Annotated in this window: 14 protein-coding genes and 2 pseudogenes; 6 read left to right on the forward strand and 10 right to left on the reverse strand. The window is 71.0% G+C overall.

All coding sequences use genetic code 11. The features are described 5' to 3' along the window. Nucleotides 1-132 precede the first annotated feature (132 nt). On the forward strand, nt 133-792 hold the full coding sequence (locus ABZU52_RS13605) for a C39 family peptidase (protein WP_354971358.1): 660 nt from the start codon (nt 133-135) through the stop codon (nt 790-792). A gap of 91 nt (nt 793-883) precedes the next feature. On the opposite strand, the gene ABZU52_RS13610 is transcribed toward ABZU52_RS13605, so the two are convergent. Beyond that, the gene (locus tag ABZU52_RS13610; RefSeq protein WP_354971359.1) at nt 884-1,702 is read right to left on the reverse strand and encodes a DedA family protein; all 819 of its coding nucleotides are present in this window, start codon (nt 1,700-1,702) and stop codon (nt 884-886) included. Between the two features lie 269 nt (nt 1,703-1,971). On the opposite strand from ABZU52_RS13610, the gene ABZU52_RS13615 reads away from it, so the two are divergent. The 5 genes and pseudogenes from ABZU52_RS13615 to ABZU52_RS13635 all read left to right on the forward strand — a co-directional run. Further along, nucleotides 1,972-4,839 (forward strand): aconitate hydratase, encoded by a 2,868-nt coding sequence (locus tag ABZU52_RS13615; RefSeq protein ID WP_354971360.1) that lies wholly within the window; start codon nt 1,972-1,974, stop codon nt 4,837-4,839. Between the two features lie 121 nt (nt 4,840-4,960). Further along, nucleotides 4,961-5,215, forward strand: coding sequence for a type II toxin-antitoxin system prevent-host-death family antitoxin (locus ABZU52_RS13620; protein WP_354971361.1), 255 nt, complete (start codon nt 4,961-4,963; stop codon nt 5,213-5,215). Beyond that, entirely contained in the window at nt 5,212-5,586 is a 375-nt protein-coding gene (locus ABZU52_RS13625; RefSeq protein WP_354971362.1) for a type II toxin-antitoxin system VapC family toxin, read from the forward strand. The genes ABZU52_RS13620 and ABZU52_RS13625 overlap by 4 nt, the downstream gene beginning before the upstream one ends. Before the next feature lie 3 nt (nt 5,587-5,589). Then, nucleotides 5,590-5,784: pseudogene (locus tag ABZU52_RS13630) on the forward strand (Scr1 family TA system antitoxin-like transcriptional regulator); the annotation flags it as partial. Then, nucleotides 5,756-5,866: pseudogene (locus tag ABZU52_RS13635) on the forward strand (DUF397 domain-containing protein); the annotation flags it as partial. The pseudogenes ABZU52_RS13630 and ABZU52_RS13635, both read left to right, overlap by 29 nt. Before the next feature lie 178 nt (nt 5,867-6,044). Here the strand turns inward: ABZU52_RS13635 and ABZU52_RS13640 are convergent. From ABZU52_RS13640 to ABZU52_RS13680, 9 genes are all read right to left on the reverse strand, one after another. Beyond that, the gene (locus tag ABZU52_RS13640; RefSeq protein WP_354971363.1) at nt 6,045-7,301 is read right to left on the reverse strand and encodes a sigma-70 family RNA polymerase sigma factor; all 1,257 of its coding nucleotides are present in this window, start codon (nt 7,299-7,301) and stop codon (nt 6,045-6,047) included. A gap of 5 nt (nt 7,302-7,306) precedes the next feature. Then, nucleotides 7,307-7,642, reverse strand: a complete 336-nt coding sequence (locus tag ABZU52_RS13645) for a YciI family protein (RefSeq protein ID WP_354971364.1) — start codon at nt 7,640-7,642, stop codon at nt 7,307-7,309. An 86-nt stretch (nt 7,643-7,728) separates the two neighbouring features. Beyond that, a complete protein-coding gene (locus tag ABZU52_RS13650) occupies nt 7,729-8,340 on the reverse strand; it encodes an ATP/GTP-binding protein (protein ID WP_030337265.1) in 612 nt (203 codons plus the stop codon). Next, a complete protein-coding gene (locus ABZU52_RS13655; protein WP_354971365.1) occupies nt 8,321-8,707 on the reverse strand; it encodes a DUF742 domain-containing protein in 387 nt (128 codons plus the stop codon). The genes ABZU52_RS13650 and ABZU52_RS13655 overlap by 20 nt, the downstream gene beginning before the upstream one ends. 5 nt (nt 8,708-8,712) lie before the next feature. After that, nucleotides 8,713-9,135: a roadblock/LC7 domain-containing protein gene (locus ABZU52_RS13660; protein WP_091403761.1), complete on the reverse strand. Its 423-nt coding sequence runs from the start codon at nt 9,133-9,135 to the stop codon at nt 8,713-8,715. 87 nt (nt 9,136-9,222) lie between these two features. Further along, nucleotides 9,223-11,793: a nitrate- and nitrite sensing domain-containing protein gene (locus ABZU52_RS13665; protein WP_354971366.1), complete on the reverse strand. Its 2,571-nt coding sequence runs from the start codon at nt 11,791-11,793 to the stop codon at nt 9,223-9,225. A 124-nt stretch (nt 11,794-11,917) separates the two neighbouring features. Beyond that, nucleotides 11,918-13,537, reverse strand: coding sequence for a prenyltransferase/squalene oxidase repeat-containing protein (locus ABZU52_RS13670; protein ID WP_354971367.1), 1,620 nt, complete (start codon nt 13,535-13,537; stop codon nt 11,918-11,920). Then, the gene (locus ABZU52_RS13675; protein ID WP_354971368.1) at nt 13,530-14,447 is read right to left on the reverse strand and encodes a terpene synthase family protein; all 918 of its coding nucleotides are present in this window, start codon (nt 14,445-14,447) and stop codon (nt 13,530-13,532) included. The genes ABZU52_RS13670 and ABZU52_RS13675 overlap by 8 nt, the downstream gene beginning before the upstream one ends. Then, nucleotides 14,444-15,781, reverse strand: coding sequence for a cytochrome P450 (locus ABZU52_RS13680; RefSeq protein WP_354971388.1), 1,338 nt, complete (start codon nt 15,779-15,781; stop codon nt 14,444-14,446). Before ABZU52_RS13680 ends, ABZU52_RS13675 begins: the two co-directional genes overlap by 4 nt. Between the last annotated feature and the right edge of the window lie 297 nt (nt 15,782-16,078).

Below are 16,078 nucleotides of genomic sequence, written 5' to 3' on the forward strand. Positions count from 1 at the left end.
GGTTACATCCCCCGCAACGCCCGAGCAGGTCCCCCCGGATCGCCGACGTTGCCGTGAACTTCCCCCGCACGGTCGCACCGACCCCCAGTTGCAGCACCGTGCGGCACCCCCGATGCAGAGGAGCACGCCATCATGCGTACCGATCTGATCCGTAAGACCGCCCTGACCGCTGCTGGTCTCGCCTTCACCGGCGGCGCCATCGCCGGCCCGGTGACCGCCGCGTACGCCGCGTCGGACGCCAAGCCCACCTCGCAGACCCAGACCGACCGTAAGCCGTCGGGTGAGCGTCAGCTGGGCGTGCGCTACGAAGCCCAGCCGAACTTCTACTACTGCGGCCCCGCCGCCGCCCGCAACGCCCTGTCCGTACAGGGCAAGGACATCAGCGTCGACGCCATGGCCAAGGAGATGGGCACCACCGAGGCCGGCACCAACTCCATCAACGACATCACCCCGGTGCTGAACAAGGAGACCGGCAAGAACGACGCCTACCGGTCCGTGGAGATCAGCACCCCCGCCGCTGACACCAAGCAGACCGACAAGCTGCGCGCCGACGTGGTGAAGACGGTTGACGACGGCCGGGCCGTGGTCGCCAACATCGCCGGCACCACCACTGACACCGACGGTGGTATCCACTCCTTCGAGGGCGGGCACTACATCAGCGTCGTCGGCTACCGCGACAACGGCAACATCGTCAAGATCGCCGACTCCGCCGACCCGAACACCGCCTCCTACGAGGTCACCGTCGAGCACCTCGCCGACTGGATCGCCACCCGCGGCTACGCCACCAGCTGAGCACCACCCAACGCCGAAGGGCCGGACCCCACCACGGGGCCCGGCCCTTCGGCTGCCCTGAGGTCAGTGCCCTGAGGTCAGTGCCCTGAGGTCAGTGCTTTTTGCCCGCGCGGATCGGATCGTCGCCGGAAGCCACCGCAGCCGACCGACCGCCGCGCGCCACCTCGCCCGCCCCCAGGTCAGAGACACCGCCAGCCGCCCCCAGGCCCGAGGCGCCGCCAGCCGACTCCACGGCAGAGGCACCGCCGGCCGACTCCACGCCAGAGACGCCACCGGCCGCCGCCGAGCCCGAGACATCGTCGGCCGACGCCAGGCGGTGCGCGCGGCGGCGCAGCCACCAGGTGCTGCCGAGGCCGGCGAGCACCGCGAGGACCAGCCCGGCCCAGGAGATGTCCTTCAGCCAGTGTTCGGCCGCGCGGCCAACCGAGTACAGCAGGTACGTCGTGCCGAAGGCCCAGACCAGCCCGCCGGCCGCGTTGGCCAGCAGGAAGCGGCGGTACGGCACGTGCAGCGCACCGGCGAGCGGGCCGGCCAGGATCCGCAGCAGTGCCACGAACCGGCCGAAGAAGACCGCCCAGATCCCGTGCCGCGCGAAGCTCTGTTCGGCACGGGCGAGCTGCGCCGGGCCGAGGTGCTTGGGGAACCGTCTGCCCAGCCGGGCGAGCAGTGGACGGCCGCCGCGTCGGCCGACGGCGTACCCGACGGAGTCGCCGACGATGGCGCCGAACGCCGCCGCGCTGGCCACCCACTCCGGCTCCACCACTCCGGCGGCGGCGAGCAGGGCGGAGCTGACCAGGACGATCTCGCCGGGCAGCGGGACGCCCATGCTCTCCACGCCGATCACCCCGGCGACGATCAGGTAGATCACGCCCGGAGGCAGCGCCGAGAGCCAGTGCTGAACGTCGATCACTCGGCACCCCTTCCGAATCGGCCCCGACCCTACCTCGCCAATCTGACGACGCGGGCAGTCGCGGTGCCGGCGCCGGGGGCAACGCCGGGCCGACGCCGGGCAGTCGCCGGGGCCGATGCGGGCCGCCCAGCCCGTGACGCCGGGTTGCGTATGTAGCAAGACGGACGTACGGTTTTGTTGGAAGCGGAATCGGGCGGTAAGTGTCACCTAACCTCGGCGGCACCCCGACCGGTGCGACAGACTGCTCAGGACTACTCACGGTCGCTGGTGTGAAGGAGTACGACGTGGCGAGCCTCGACACCTTCGGTGCGAAGACCCAGCTACGCGTCGGAGACGCGAGCTACGAGATTTTCAAGATCGACAAGGTGGTCGGCCACGCCCGGTTGCCGTACAGCCTGAAGATCCTGCTGGAGAACCTGCTGCGGACCGAGGACGGCGCGAACATCACCGCCGACCACATCCGGCAGCTCGGCGCGTGGGACTCCACCGCCGACCCGAGTGTGGAGATCCAGTTCACCCCGGCCCGGGTGCTGATGCAGGACTTCACCGGCGTGCCCTGCGTGGTCGACCTGGCGACCATGCGCGAGGCCGTGCGTGACCTCGGCGGCGACGCCACCAAGGTGAACCCGCTCGCCCCGGCCGAGCTGGTCATCGACCACTCGGTCATCGCCGACCTGTTCGGCCGCGAGGACGCGTTCGCCCGCAACGTCGAGCTGGAGTACGAGCGCAACAAGGAGCGCTACCAGTTCCTGCGCTGGGGCCAGACCGCGTTCAACGAGTTCAAGGTCGTCCCGCCGGGCACCGGCATCGTGCACCAGGTCAACATCGAGTACCTGGCTCGTACGATCATGGCGCGCGCAGAATCGTCTGGAGTCATGCAGGCGTACCCGGACACGGTGGTCGGCACCGACTCGCACACCACCATGGTCAACGGCCTGGGTGTGCTGGGCTGGGGCGTCGGCGGCATCGAGGCCGAGGCCGCGATGCTCGGCCAGCCGGTCAGCATGCTGATCCCCCGGGTGGTGGGCTTCAAGCTCTCCGGTGAGATGCCGGCCGGCACCACCGCGACCGACCTGGTGCTGACCATCACCGAGATGCTGCGTAAGCACGGTGTGGTCGGCAAGTTCGTCGAGTTCTACGGCCCCGGCGTGAGCGCCGTGCCGCTGGCCAACCGGGCCACCATCGGCAACATGTCCCCGGAGTACGGCTCCACCGTGGCGATCTTCCCGATCGACGCGGAGACGATTCGCTACCTGGAGCTGACCGGCCGCGACGCCGCGCAGGTCGCGCTCGTCGAGGCGTACGCCAAGGAGCAGGGCCTCTGGCACGACCCGGACGCCGAGCCGGAGTACTCCGAGCGCCTGGAGCTGGACCTCGGCTCCATCGAGCCGTCGCTCGCCGGGCCGAAGCGCCCCCAGGACCGGGTGCCGCTGGGCAGCGCCAAGACGCTGTTCCGCTCGGCGCTTACCGACTACGTCGCCGACGACTCCGTCGGTGAGCGTGACCTCAAGCCGGGTGTGCCCCGCGAGGAGCTGCCGAGCGGCGCGAACGGGCCGGCCGACGAGGCCAGCGCCGAGTCGTTCCCGGCCAGCGACCCGCCCGCCAACGACTACAGCGACCCGGCCGACGAGCCGCGCGACCTGGAGACCGCGGCGGTGGGCTCCGGCGGCCGGGCCACCAACCCGATCCGGGTGACCGGCGCGGACGGCGTCGAGTACGAGCTGGACCACGGCGCCGTGGTGATCGCGGCGATCACCTCCTGCACCAACACGTCCAACCCGCAGGTGATGATCGGTGCCGCGCTGCTGGCCCGCAACGCGGTGGAGAAGGGCCTGACCCGCAAGCCGTGGGTGAAGACCACCCTGGCCCCGGGCTCGAAGGTCGTCATGGACTACTACGAGCGGGCCGGTCTCACGCCGTACCTGGACAAGCTCGGCTTCAACCTGGTCGGCTACGGCTGCACCACCTGCATCGGCAACTCGGGCCCGCTGCCCGAGGAGGTGTCCGCCGCGGTCAACGAGCACGACCTGTCGGTGGTCTCGGTGCTTTCCGGCAACCGCAACTTCGAGGGCCGGATCAACCCGGACGTCAAGATGAACTACCTGGCGTCTCCGCCGCTGGTGGTCGCGTACGCCCTGGCCGGCACGATGGACATCGACCTGGCCAACGAGCCGATCGGTGAGGACTCCGAGGGCAACCCGGTCTTCCTGCGGGAGATCTGGCCGAACAGCGCCGAGATCCAGGACGTCATCGCCCAGGCGATCGGTGCCACCGGGTTCAGCGCCGCGTACGCCGATGTCTTCGCCGGCGACGAGCGGTGGCAGTCGCTGCCGACCCCGACCGGCGACACGTTCGCCTGGGAGAACGACTCCACCTACGTGCGCAAGCCCCCGTACTTCGAGGGCATGCAGCAGGAGCCGAGCCCGGTCGTCGACATCGCCGGCGCCCGGGTGCTGGCCAAGCTGGGTGACTCGGTGACCACCGACCACATCTCGCCGGCCGGCGCGATCAAGGCGGACTCCCCGGCCGGCACGTACCTCGCCGAGCACGGCGTGCCGCGCCACGAGTTCAACTCGTACGGTTCCCGCCGGGGCAACCACGAGGTGATGATCCGGGGCACCTTCGCCAACATCCGGCTGCGCAACCAGCTGGTTCCGGGGGTGGAGGGCGGCTTCACCGTCAATCACCTCACCGGCGAGCAGACCTCGATCTACGACGCCTCCGTGGCCTACCAGGAGGCCGGCATCCCGCTGGTCGTGCTGGCCGGCAAGGAGTACGGCTCGGGCTCGTCGCGGGACTGGGCGGCCAAGGGCACGATGCTGCTGGGCGTCCGGGCGGTCATCGCCGAGTCGTACGAGCGGATCCACCGCTCCAACCTGATCGGGATGGGCGTGCTGCCGTTGCAGTTCCCGGTGGATGTCACCGCCGAGTCGCTCGGCCTGATCGGCACCGAGACGTTCACCATCACCGGGGTGACCGCCCTGAACGACGGTGAGACCCCGCGTACCGTGCAGGTCAGCACGGACACCGGTGTCGAGTTCGACGCCGTGGTGCGGATCGACACCCCCGGTGAGGCGGACTACTACCGGCACGGCGGCATCCTTCAGTACGTGCTGCGCCGCATGATCGCCAACTGACGTACCGACGTCACCAGGCTCCCTCCCGCCCCCTCGGCGGGAGGGAGCCTGCGTCGTTCCCGGGTCGCTCCTCGTGCCGGGCCCCGCCACGGGCTAACCTCTTAGCTAAGGAGGTGCCACGGTGGCCGGTGAAGCTGCGGCGCAGTTCAACATCCACGACGCGAAGACGAACCTGTCACGCATCATCGAACGGGTCGAGCACGGCGAGGAGATCGTGATCAGCCGGGCTGGTAACCCGGTCGCCAAGGTCATTCCTCTTCGTCGTACGACACGCACCGGTCGCGGGTCTCTGCGCGGTGCACTGGATCTCACCGGTGACTGGGATTCCGACGAGGTCAACGACGAGATTGCTCGCGACTTCGGGCTGTCCGGATGAGGCTCTTGCTCGACACGCACGTGGTGCTCTGGTGGCTGACCGACGACCCGGTCCTCGCCACTGACATCAAGGACCGCATCGATACCGAACCCGATGTGTACCTGAGCCCGGTCACGCTGTGGGAGGTCGCGATCAAACAGTCGCTGGGCAAGTTGGCCGGCCCGGCCGACCTCGCCGAACGGATCCGTGACGCCGAACTGCGGGAACTCCCGATCCGCCACGATCACGCTATCGTGGCTGGTCGGCTGCCGCTGATCCACCGGGATCCCTTCGACCGGATGCTGGTCGCGCAGGCCCTGCACGAAGGACTGACCCTGGTCACCCGGGACGACCGCATCCAGAAGTACAGCGTACCGATCCTGGTGGCATGACTCGGGCCGTTCACAGTGGCCGAGATGCCGGACGGGGCACGGGTCGCGCACGTCGACAGCCAGGCGCAAGCGCAGCTCATCGACAAGGCCACCGACGTTGCTCCGCTGGACCGGCGGTGGGAACGTATTCGCGACGGCGCCCTGTCGCGGGCGCAGTCCCTCAACCTCCAACCTCGCCGGCGTCATCGGCGTACGTGACTCCAAGGACCCGGCCGGTCCGGCGCTCGCCTTCGACCCCGCGGCCTGGTCCCGATTCCTGAAGATGGTCAAGCGCGGCTGAACCCCTGAGAGGTTCCCGGCGCGGCCCGGGCCGCGCCACCTTCCGAAGCTGAGATCTTGGACAGTTTCCGTTAGCTGAAGACGGAAAGTGTCCAAGATTCACCTTGCCCTCTCCGATGCGCCGACCGGCGTCTTCGGCACGGTCGGACCATCAGACGCACAAGACCCAACGCGATCGTCTAGGGTGCGAGTTCGGCCGCCCGGTCCAGCAGCGCCCGGCGCTCGACCGCCGAGCCCACCATCGCCGCCGCCTCCCGGAACAGCGTGGCCGCGCGTGTCCGGTCACCTTCTCGGGCCACCAGGTCGGCCTCCACCGCCACGGCGAGCGGGTAGCCGTCCAGCCCGCCCCCGGCTCGCGCCGCGTCGAGCAGAACCAGCCCGGCGTCCGGCCCGTACGCGTACCCGTGCGCGACCGCGCGGTTGACCGCGATCACCGGCGAGGGGCGGATGTCGGCCAGCGCGTCGTAGGCCCGCGCGATGGTCGGCCAGTCGGTGTCGTCGGCCGAGACGGCGGTGGCGTGGCAGGCGGCGATCCGGGCCTGCCACGCGTACGGCCCGTCGTGGCGTACCCGATCGAGGGCGGCCAGGCCCTCGGCGATGGCCGCACGGTCCCACCTGTCGCGGTCCTGCCGTTGCAGGGTGAGCAGGGTGCCGGCGGCGTCGCGGCGGGCGTCCCGACGGGAGTGTTGAAACAGGAACAGCGCCAGCAGCGCGGCCACCTCGGACTGCTCGGGCATCAGCCGGTCGAGCAGCCGGGCCAGCCGGACCGCCTCGTCGGCGAAGGCCGGTTCGCCGTCGGCGACGTAGCCCCGGGTGAACAGCAGGTACAGCACGGCGAGGACACCGGGCAGCCGCTCGGTCAGCGCCGGCCCGCTCGGCACCCGGTACGGGATGCCGGCCTGGGCGATGCGGGTGCGGGCCCGGGTCAACCGGCGGGTCATCGTCGATTCGCTGACCAGCAGGAGCCGGGCGATGTCAGCGGTCGGCACGCCGCAGACCGTTCGCAGCGTCAGCGCCACCCGGGCGTCGATCGCGAGCGCCGGGTGGCAGCAGGTGAAGATGAGTCGCAGCCGGTCGTCCACCACGTCCTGCCCCACCTCGGGCTCGGGTTGCGCGTCGTCCGGCGTGAGCAACGCCAGGTCGTGCAGCTTGCGCCGCTCCATGGTCTCCCGGCGCAGCACGTCGATCGCCCGGTTGCGTGCCACAGTCATGAGCCAACCGCCCGGGTTGGCCGGCACACCGTCGGCGGGCCAACGCTCCAGCGCGACGGTCAACGACTCCTGGGCGCAGTCCTCGGCCAACGCCCAGTCCCCGGTCACCCGGATCAGGGTCGCGACGATCCGGGGGTACGCCTCGACGCTGGCGGCCGCGACGGCCTCCGCCGCCACGCCGGCCGGTGCCTGGGTGCGCATCGGCCGGCGCTGCGAGGTGGACACCTCCGTCAGTCGGGCAGGGCCGCGAACGGGCGCAACTCCAGTCGACCCTCGCGGGCCATCGGGTGGGTGCGGGCCACCTCGATCGCCTCGTCCAGGTCGGCGCAGTCGAGCAGGTCGAAGCCCACGATCACCTCGGCGGTCTCCGCGAACGGGCCCTCGGAGACGAGCAGTTCACCGTCGCGCACCCGGACGGTGGTGGCCGCGCTCGTCGACGCCAGCACGTTGCCGGTCAAACGGCGGCCCCGAGAGTCGTTCTCCGCCACCCACTTGTGGATGTCGGGTAGCGCGGTGGGGTCGGTGTCCGGCTCGGCGTCGCTGCACACGAACATCATGTACTTCATCTGGTCGCTCCCTGGTTTCTCGGGGTATCACCAGAATGACGATCGGCCGACGGCGTTCCGGACACCCTCCCCGAAAAAAACCCTGGTCAGTCTCCGCTGGCGGCGCGACGGCGGGCCTCGCGGGTCTTCATGGCGTGCTCCATCAGCGTGACGAGCACCTCCTTGCTGGACTCCCGCTGCCGGGCGTCGCAGAGCAGCACCGGCACACCCGGGTCCAGGTTCAGCGCGGCCTGCACCTCGTCCAGCCGGTACGTCCGAGCGCCCTGGAAGCAGTTCACCGCCACCACGAAGGGCGTGCCCCGACCCTCGAAGTAGTCGATCGAGGGGAAGCAGTCGGCGAGGCGGCGGGTGTCGGCCAGCACCACCGCGCCGATCGCGCCCAATGCCAACTCGTCCCAGACGAACCAGAACCGGTCCTGCCCCGGCGTACCGAACAGGTACAGCACCAGATCGTCGCTGATGGTGATCCGACCGAAATCCATGGCCACGGTGGTGGTGGTCTTGCCCTCCACCCCGGACAGGTCGTCGATGCCGACGCCCGACTCCGTCAGCACCTCCTCGGTGCGCAACGGCCGGGTTTCGCTGACCGCGCCAACCATGGTCGTCTTGCCCACGCCGAAGCCGCCCGCGACCAGGATCTTGATCGCGGTGGGCAGTGGCGTCGCTCCCGCCGGCCGGTCAGAGTGCCCGTAGTCCATTGATTACCGCCTCGAAGATGCTGTTGTCGGGAAGACCGGCCGTGGTCTGCGGCTCGCGGACCTGCACCAGGTTGCGGGCTGCGAGATCACCGAGAAGCACCCGGATGGTGCCCACTGGCAGGTCGAGATGGGCGGCGATCTCGGCGACGGACTGTATGCGCTGACACAGCCCGACGATCGCCAAATGCTCGGGACCGAGACCGACCTCGGGCGTGACCTCGGCTCGGGTCGCCGTGACCAGGGAGATCAGGTCGAAGGTGCCGGTGACCGGGCGGGCCCGACCGCGCGTCACCGCGTACGGGCGCACCACCGGACCCGCATGGTCATCCACCCACTGATGGTCTGCGGACTCCCCCTGGACCGTCATCGCCGCTACCTCTCGCCGACCTGCTGATCAGTGCCGCGCGACGGCGATGCGACGTACTTGCCGACGCGGGTGACAAGCATCGCCATCTCGTAGGCGATCAGGCCGACGTCGGCATCCTCGCTGGCCAGCACTGCCAGGCAGGCGTTGCGGCCGGCCGCGGTGACGAACAGGAACGACGACTGCATCTCGATGATGGTCTGCTGCACCTGCCCGCCCCCGAAACGCTTGCCGGCGCCTCGGGCGAGGCTCTGGATGCCGGCGGCCATCGCTGCGAGGTGCTCGCCGTCGTCCCGGCTCAACCCCTGGGAGGAGGCCATCAAGAGGCCGTCGGTGGAGAGCGCGACCGCGTGTTCGGCCTGCTTCACCCGGCCCACCAGGTCATCCAGCAACCACGTCAGGTCGGCACTCGAAGCCGTCTTCTGGGTCACTTCGTCGTCCTCTTCTCGCCCGGCTGTGCGCCGTGTTCGTCTGGGGCTTGACCGTCACACCGCGCGGGAACCCGCGTCGGTGCTCGGTCAGGTCACTTGTGGATCCTCGTCGGTCGGCTCGGACGGCGTTGCCGCCGGGGCGCCGGAGGCGCCGCCGAGCAGCCGAGCCGCGTCGGTGCGACCACGCCGGGTACCGGTCTGGTAGGAGCTCATCATCCGGCGAACCTGCTCCGGTGGGCGCACCACATCCTCGTCGTCGGTCTCGGATACCGCCGGGTCGTCTCGCAGCTCGGGAACGATGTTCGCCTGTCGGACCCGGACGGGCAGGCCCGAGTCGGTCCGCTCCGCTTCGGCGCGGGCGGGCACCGGACCACCGTCGCCGGCCGCGACCGGAGCTGCGTCGTGGGCCTCCGCGCGGGCCCGGTCGACGGCGGGCAGGCCGGTGGGCACGGTCGGAGCTTCCAGGGCTGGCTGACCCGCGCCGCGCCGGGCCCGGGTGGGCAGGTCGGGTGCGCCGGTCGCCGGGGTGGTCCGCTGTCGGGTGGGGAGAACGCTGTCCGCCTCGGCCCCCTCGTCCGTCGGGCTGGTGGTGTCGGAAGGCATCGGCGCCGCCGACGTCACCGCTACCTCGGGCGCGGTGGTCGTCGGTGCGGTGGTCGTCGGTGCGGCGAGCGCGACCGGTGCGAGGGTCGCCGGACGGCCGGTGTCGGTGGCGGGCGTCGACGGCAGCGCGATGGCCGAGCCGGCCCGGAACGAGCCCGAGTCCTCCGGGGAGGCGCCGGCCTCGGTGACCAGCTCCAGCGGGATCAGCACCACAGCTGTGGTGCCGCCGTACGCGGACTCCTTGAGCCGTACCCGTACGCCGTGCCGTTCGGTCAGCCGGCTCACCACGTACAGCCCGAGGCGGGCGGCGTTGGCGAGGTTCAGCTCGGACTGGTCCACGATCCGGTGGTTCGCCGCGGCCAGGTCCTCCTCGCTCATGCCCAGGCCGCGGTCCTCGATCTCGATGGCGAACCCGTTGGAGACCAACTGGCCGCGGACCTCCACTGTGGTGTGCGGCGGAGAGAACGACAGGCCGTTCTCGATCAGCTCGGCGAGCAGGTGGATGACGTCGCCGACCGCGCGGCCGGCGAGCGACACCGGCCCGAGCGGCAGCACGTTGACCCGGGTGTAGTCCTCCACCTCGGCCACCGCACCGCGCACCACGTCGACCATCGGGACGTTGCGCCGCCAGGCCCGACCGGGGGTGGAGCCGGAGAGCACGATCAGGTTTTCCGCGTTGCGCCGCATCCGGGTGGCCAGGTGGTCGACCCGGAACAGGTCCTCCAGCTCCTCCGCGTCGTGTTCGCGGCGCTCCATCGCGTCGAGCAGGGTGAGCTGGCGGTGGACGAGCGCCTGCGTGCGCCGGGCCAGGCTCAGGAAGACCTCGCGGACGTTGCGACGCAGGTCGGCCTGCTCGACGGCGGTCCGCAGGGCGGTCTCCTGAACGGCGTTGAACGCCTTGCCGACCTGGCCGATCTCGTCGGTGCCGAACTCCAGCGGGGGCGCCTCGGTGGCCACGTCGACCTCCTCGCCGCGCCCGAGCCGCTCCACCACCCGGGGCAGCCGCTCGTCGGCGAGCTGCCAGGCGGCCTCCCGCAGCCGGTCCAGCTGGCGCAGCAGGTTCCGCGCGGTGGTGATCGAGACGACGACGGAGGCGATGACGGCGAGCAGGCCCAGACCGGTGGCGAGCACCAGTCGGACGACGACCATCACGGCCACGCCGGTGGCGCGATCCACGATGCCCTCGCCGCCGGCGGTCACGGCGTCGTTCACCTCGGCCATCGCCGGCTCGACCGTGCCGCGCCACTGCTCGGCGCCGATCGGTAGCTGGGTCGACGGCCGGCCCTCACGGATGATGCTGTCCTGCACGGCGCGCAGTCTGGTGAACGCCTCACCCTCGACGAGCTGCTGGTAGCGGCGCTGGTCGGCGTCGGCGAGCCGAACCCGGGTCTCCTCACCGAGGAACCGCTCCGAGCCGACCAGCGCGACGTAGCGGGCGTACTCGGCGCCGCTCATCCGGCCGTTGCCGAAGAGGCCGCTGAGCAGCGCGTCCTCCTGGGAGATCAGCTCCTTCATCCGGTTGAGCTGGATCAGGGCCGCGGCCTCGCCGGCGATCTGCTTGTCGTCCAGGCTGCCCGTCACGTCGTAGATCTGAAAGATCGACTCGATCGCGCCGGTGTACGCCTCGGCGGCGGCGATCCGGTCGATCTTGCGGTCCAGCACCTCGGCGCGGGTCTGCTCCAGCGCGTTGATCTGAGCGATCGTCGAGCCGAGCTGGGTGTCCAGTGCGGAGCTGCCGGCGATGTCGACCTGCCAGTTGCGCACCGAGACGGCAAAGTCGGCGGCCAGCTCCGCAGTCTTGCGCTGCTCGGCCTCGAGCGCCGTCCGCTGCGCGGCCTCGGGGTTGCTCAGGTACGCCTGGGTCAACCGCCGCTCCACCTGGAGCTCCTGCAACAGCGGCTCGCTCGGGGTGTAGACCTTGCTGTTGAGCAACTGGACACCGAGCAGGTTGAAGCCGTCGCGCAGGGTCACCCATGCCGCGAACATCCAGAGCGCGATCAGGGAGAGCAGCAGGGCGACAACCTTGGTGCGGATACTCGTACCGCGAGAACGCATTGAACCGTCCCAGGCTGGGCGTTGACTCAGCTCATCAACGAATGATCAGAGGGGGCGACGTCCCACCGCGGCGGGGCATCCGGGACCGAGGCTCTGCGTACGCTAGCAGTGTCCACACAACCCCTCAAGTTGCTGTTTTTGTTACCTGGTAACCGCAATCCACCACCGATCGGTCCACCCCGGAGGCACGAGCGCCGGCCAACCGGCAGGCCGCGAGTACCGCGGCACGAACGATCACGGTCGGACAGTACAGCTCCTTGCCATACCACAGTGGAGGGTGCTCCCGGGTGCCGGATTCGTGCAGGTAGGCGTGTCCACGGGCCACCGCGTCGTCCACCCGGGGCACCGTCGTCGGCACCGCCAACAGCACCTGGAGGGCGTACGCGGTCTCCTCGGCGGTGCCGTCCCACCGCCCCCACGAGCCGTCCGCGCGCTGGGTGTTCAGCACCCAGCCGGCCGCCCGGTCCACCGCCTCGGCGGCGGCCGCACCCCGCCCGAACTCGGCCAGCGCCAGCACGCAGCAGGCGGTGGCGTAGTACGGCGACGCGTGCCACCGGTCCTGCCAGGGGCCGTCGGCGAGCTGGTGTGCCGGCAGCACGGCGCTGAGCCGCTCGACCGTCCGGTGGTATCGGGCGTCCGCGCCGGGGTGTGCGGTCACGTGCTGGCCGAACGCGTCCAGCACGTGCGCGTTGGTGGTGACCGAGAAGCCGTCCTCGCTCCCCGGCCAGGTGCAGAAGCCGTCCGCCGTCTCGTACGCCCACAGGCTGGCCGGGTCGGCACGGCGGCCGAGCCGGGCCAGCGCGTAAAGCGTGACCGAGGTGGTGTCGGCGTCGGTCGGCAGTCCCTCGCCGGTGGCGACGCCCTCGGCGCCGGTCGCGGCGGCCAGGGTGCGCAGCACGGTCTCCGGCGGATTGACCGGGACACCGGCGCGGCGCAGCCCGCTGAGCACCCAGGCCCGCTCGAACACGCTGATCGGCGTCGGGCAGGGCACCGGGCCCCCTCCGTCACGGATCAACTCCCGCAGGAAGGCGTGCGCGGCGGGGCCGGCGTCCGTACCAGCGGCGGTCAGCCAGGCGGCGGTCGCTGCGGGCGAAGCGCCGACGGCGGTCAGGGTCGGTCCGGCGTCGGCCGGTGTCGCGCCCAGCACCTCGTAGAAGTGCGCCAGCTTCGTCGGCAGCGCCGCACCCGCGGCCACCGCGGCGCGTACCGCGCGCAGCCGGTCGGACCCGAGACCCGCGGGCAGCGCCAACGGCGGGCGAGGCAGCCGCTCGGCGGTCGCCCGGTCCAACCGGGTCAACCGGCCGTTGATCGACTCGACCAGCGCGGGGACGATGAGGTCCAGCGCAGGGGTGTCCGGCAACGCCCGCGCGTGCGCGGCGAGCAGCCGGCCGGTGAGCGCGTCCAGGCCGCGGGCCACCGGAGTGAGCAGGTCCACACCGGCCGATCCGTCGGCCAGCGCCGCGAGCAGAGCGTCGGTGGCGCTGAGCGTGGGCACCAGGGCGTACCCCTCCGGTGGGCCCCACGCGCCGTCCGGGCGCTGCTCGCGCAGCAGGAACGCGATCCGCTGGTGGTGTCCCGGCAGCCAGGCCGCACCGGCGACGAGCCGGCCGCTTTCGTACACCGAGGGGGCGACCTGCCCCCACGGCCGCAGTGCCAGGCCGGCGATCAGCTCGCGGGCGGCGTCGGCGACCGGGTCGGCGGCGGTCCCCGCGTCGGCGAACACCCGGATGGCGCCGTCACTCATCGCGCGCCCCCCAGAAGTCCGACAGTTGGTAGAAGCCGCCGGTGAACGAGATCTGCCGGTTGAGGTAGTCCGCCTGGCGGGGGCACCGCTCGGCGAGGGCGGCCAGGTCCCCCCGGGACCGGGCGGTCAGCTCGGCCAGCCGGTCGTGCACCTGCGCCGGGTCGTCGACAAGCGAAAGGGCGTTCAGGTCACCCCACTCGGCGTCGCGCCCCTGCGTGGCGAGGTCGTTGACCAGCCGCAGCACCCGCTGCACGCCGCGTCCGGCGTCCAGCAGGTCGGTCAACTGGGCGAGGGTCTTCTCGTCGCCGGTGGCGATCCAGTGGGTGACGTTGACGAAGGAGCAGGCGAGGTTGTCCGCGTTGTGCAGGTAGCGGTCCAGGTCCGGCAGGCGCCGCCCGGTGGTCGGGTCGGTCGGCAGGTTCTTCCAGTCCCACTCCCGCGCCACGGCGGCGAACATTCGCGCCAACTCGTCGCGCCAGATCGGGCGCAGCCGGGCGAACGCCGGCACGGTGGCCAGCTCGTCGCGCAGGTCGGCCAGCAGCCGGGCGAGGTGACGCCCCGGCGGCGGGGCGGCGCCGTCAGCCACCGCGAGGCAATCGGTGACCACCTTCTGGACGTCGTCGACGGACCGCGCGAGGTAGTCGACCTGCCAGTCGGCCGCAAAGACCCAGAGCAGGGTACGGGTGGTGATCCGCAGCTCCGCGGCGGTGTGCCACGGCGCGGTGAAGGCGATGGCGGTGGCCACCGAGCTGAGCAGCGCCGGGTCGAACGGCGCGGCGTCGAACAGCTCCGGGTGGGCGGCGGTGACATTCTGCAGGTCGCGTACGCCCCGCACGGCGAGTGCGCACACCCGGCCCTGCTCGGCGACCGCGTCCTGACCGGCCCGCGCCGGTCGCGGGGTCTCCGTCACGACGAGGCCGGGCGCTCGACCGGGGTGAGGATGAGCTCGGCCCGCTGCTTGGGTTGCAGCGAGGCGCCCATCCGCGGGGTGAGGTCCACCGGTTCGCGCAGCCGGAAGCGGTAGCGGCTCAGCACGGTGCTGACGATGAGCTGAGCCTCCAGCAGGAACAGGTACTGCCCGAGGCACTGGTGCGGGCCTCCACCGAACGGGAAGTACGAGTAGCGGTAGCGCCGCCGGGGCAGCTCCGGCGCGAACCGCTCCGGGTCGAAGAGCGCCGGGTCGTCCCAGAACGTCGACATCCGCTGGGTCACGTACGGGCTGACCAGCACTGTGCCGCCCGCCTTGATCCGCACCCCGCCCAGCACGTCGTCGCCGACCGCGGTACGCGGGATCATCCAGCCGGCCGGGTAGAGCCGCAGCATCTCGTCGAGCACCATCCGGCCGTAGCGCAGCTGGGGCAGGTGCTCACGACCGACCCGTTCGGCGCCGACCACCTGCTCGATCTCGTCGGTCATCCGCTCGGCCACGTCGGGGCGGGACGCCAGCACCGGCCAGAGCCAGGAGAGCAGGGCGATGGTGGTCTCGGTGGCGGTGGAGAACATCGCGACCACGTCGCCACGGATCGCGTACTCGTCGGGTTCGCTGCCGTCGGCGCGCGGCCGGCAGAGGGTGGAGATGATGTCGTCGCCGTCGGTGGGATTGGCCCGGGCCTCCCGGATGATCGGCAGCACCACCTCGTCGATGGTGCGCACCGCCTCGCGGAAGCGCCGGTCGCCGGGCATCGGCACCGCGTACGGCACGGCGGGCATCAGCAGTCGGGGCAGCATCGCGGTGGTGACGGTGTCCAGCGCGGCGCTGATCCGCAGCGCGTCGGGGACCGAGATCCGGTCGGCGAAGAGGACCCGCATGGTCGTGCGCAGGACGATCCGGGTCAGCTCGGCGCCGCCGTCGACGGGGCGACCGGCGAGGGCCGGTTCGAGCCACTCGTCGACCGCTTCGTTGATCGCCTCGGCCATCTTGTCGACGAGCGTCTCGGCCCGCTTGGCGGTGAACAACGGTTGCAGCGCGCCGCGGCTGGACTCCCAGACCTCACCCTCGGCGACCAGGATGGCGTCACCGACGATCCGACGAACGGGTCGCCACAGCAACCCGTCGCCGTCCCGGGTGTAGTTGGCAACGTTGTCCCTCAGCACGCGTTGCAGGTGCTCAGGATGGCTGACCAGATAGGGGCGGAACGAGCCGAGGTTGAGCCGAACGACCTCACCGTCGGCGTCCTGCGCGAAGTCGACGAGCGCGCCGAGCGGGTCTCGCAGCAGTGCGGGCAGTGTGCGTCGTAACGGAATCATCCGGGGTTCGGTGCTGACGGTGGCGGGGCGCGCCTCGGACACCTGCGACATCAAACCACGTCTCCTCGTCGTCCCGGCGACCGTAGTGGTCCACTTCGGCCGGCCAGGTTGATGAAACTTTCACCTTCTGGGCCGACGGAAGCATCTCACCAAACGAGGGGCACCTCCAGACTTGCGGAAGACGCAATTTCCATCTACAGAGACGTACAGACATCGATGTCCTGCTCTGCTCGAATCCTGAATGGATACTCAGCCGCGGCGCCGCGCCGAGCAGGTGACCGGGCAGCACGGCCG

It is taken from the genome of Micromonospora sp. NPDC005220, from assembly GCF_040607895.1.
Lineage (GTDB): Bacteria > Actinomycetota > Actinomycetes > Mycobacteriales > Micromonosporaceae > Micromonospora.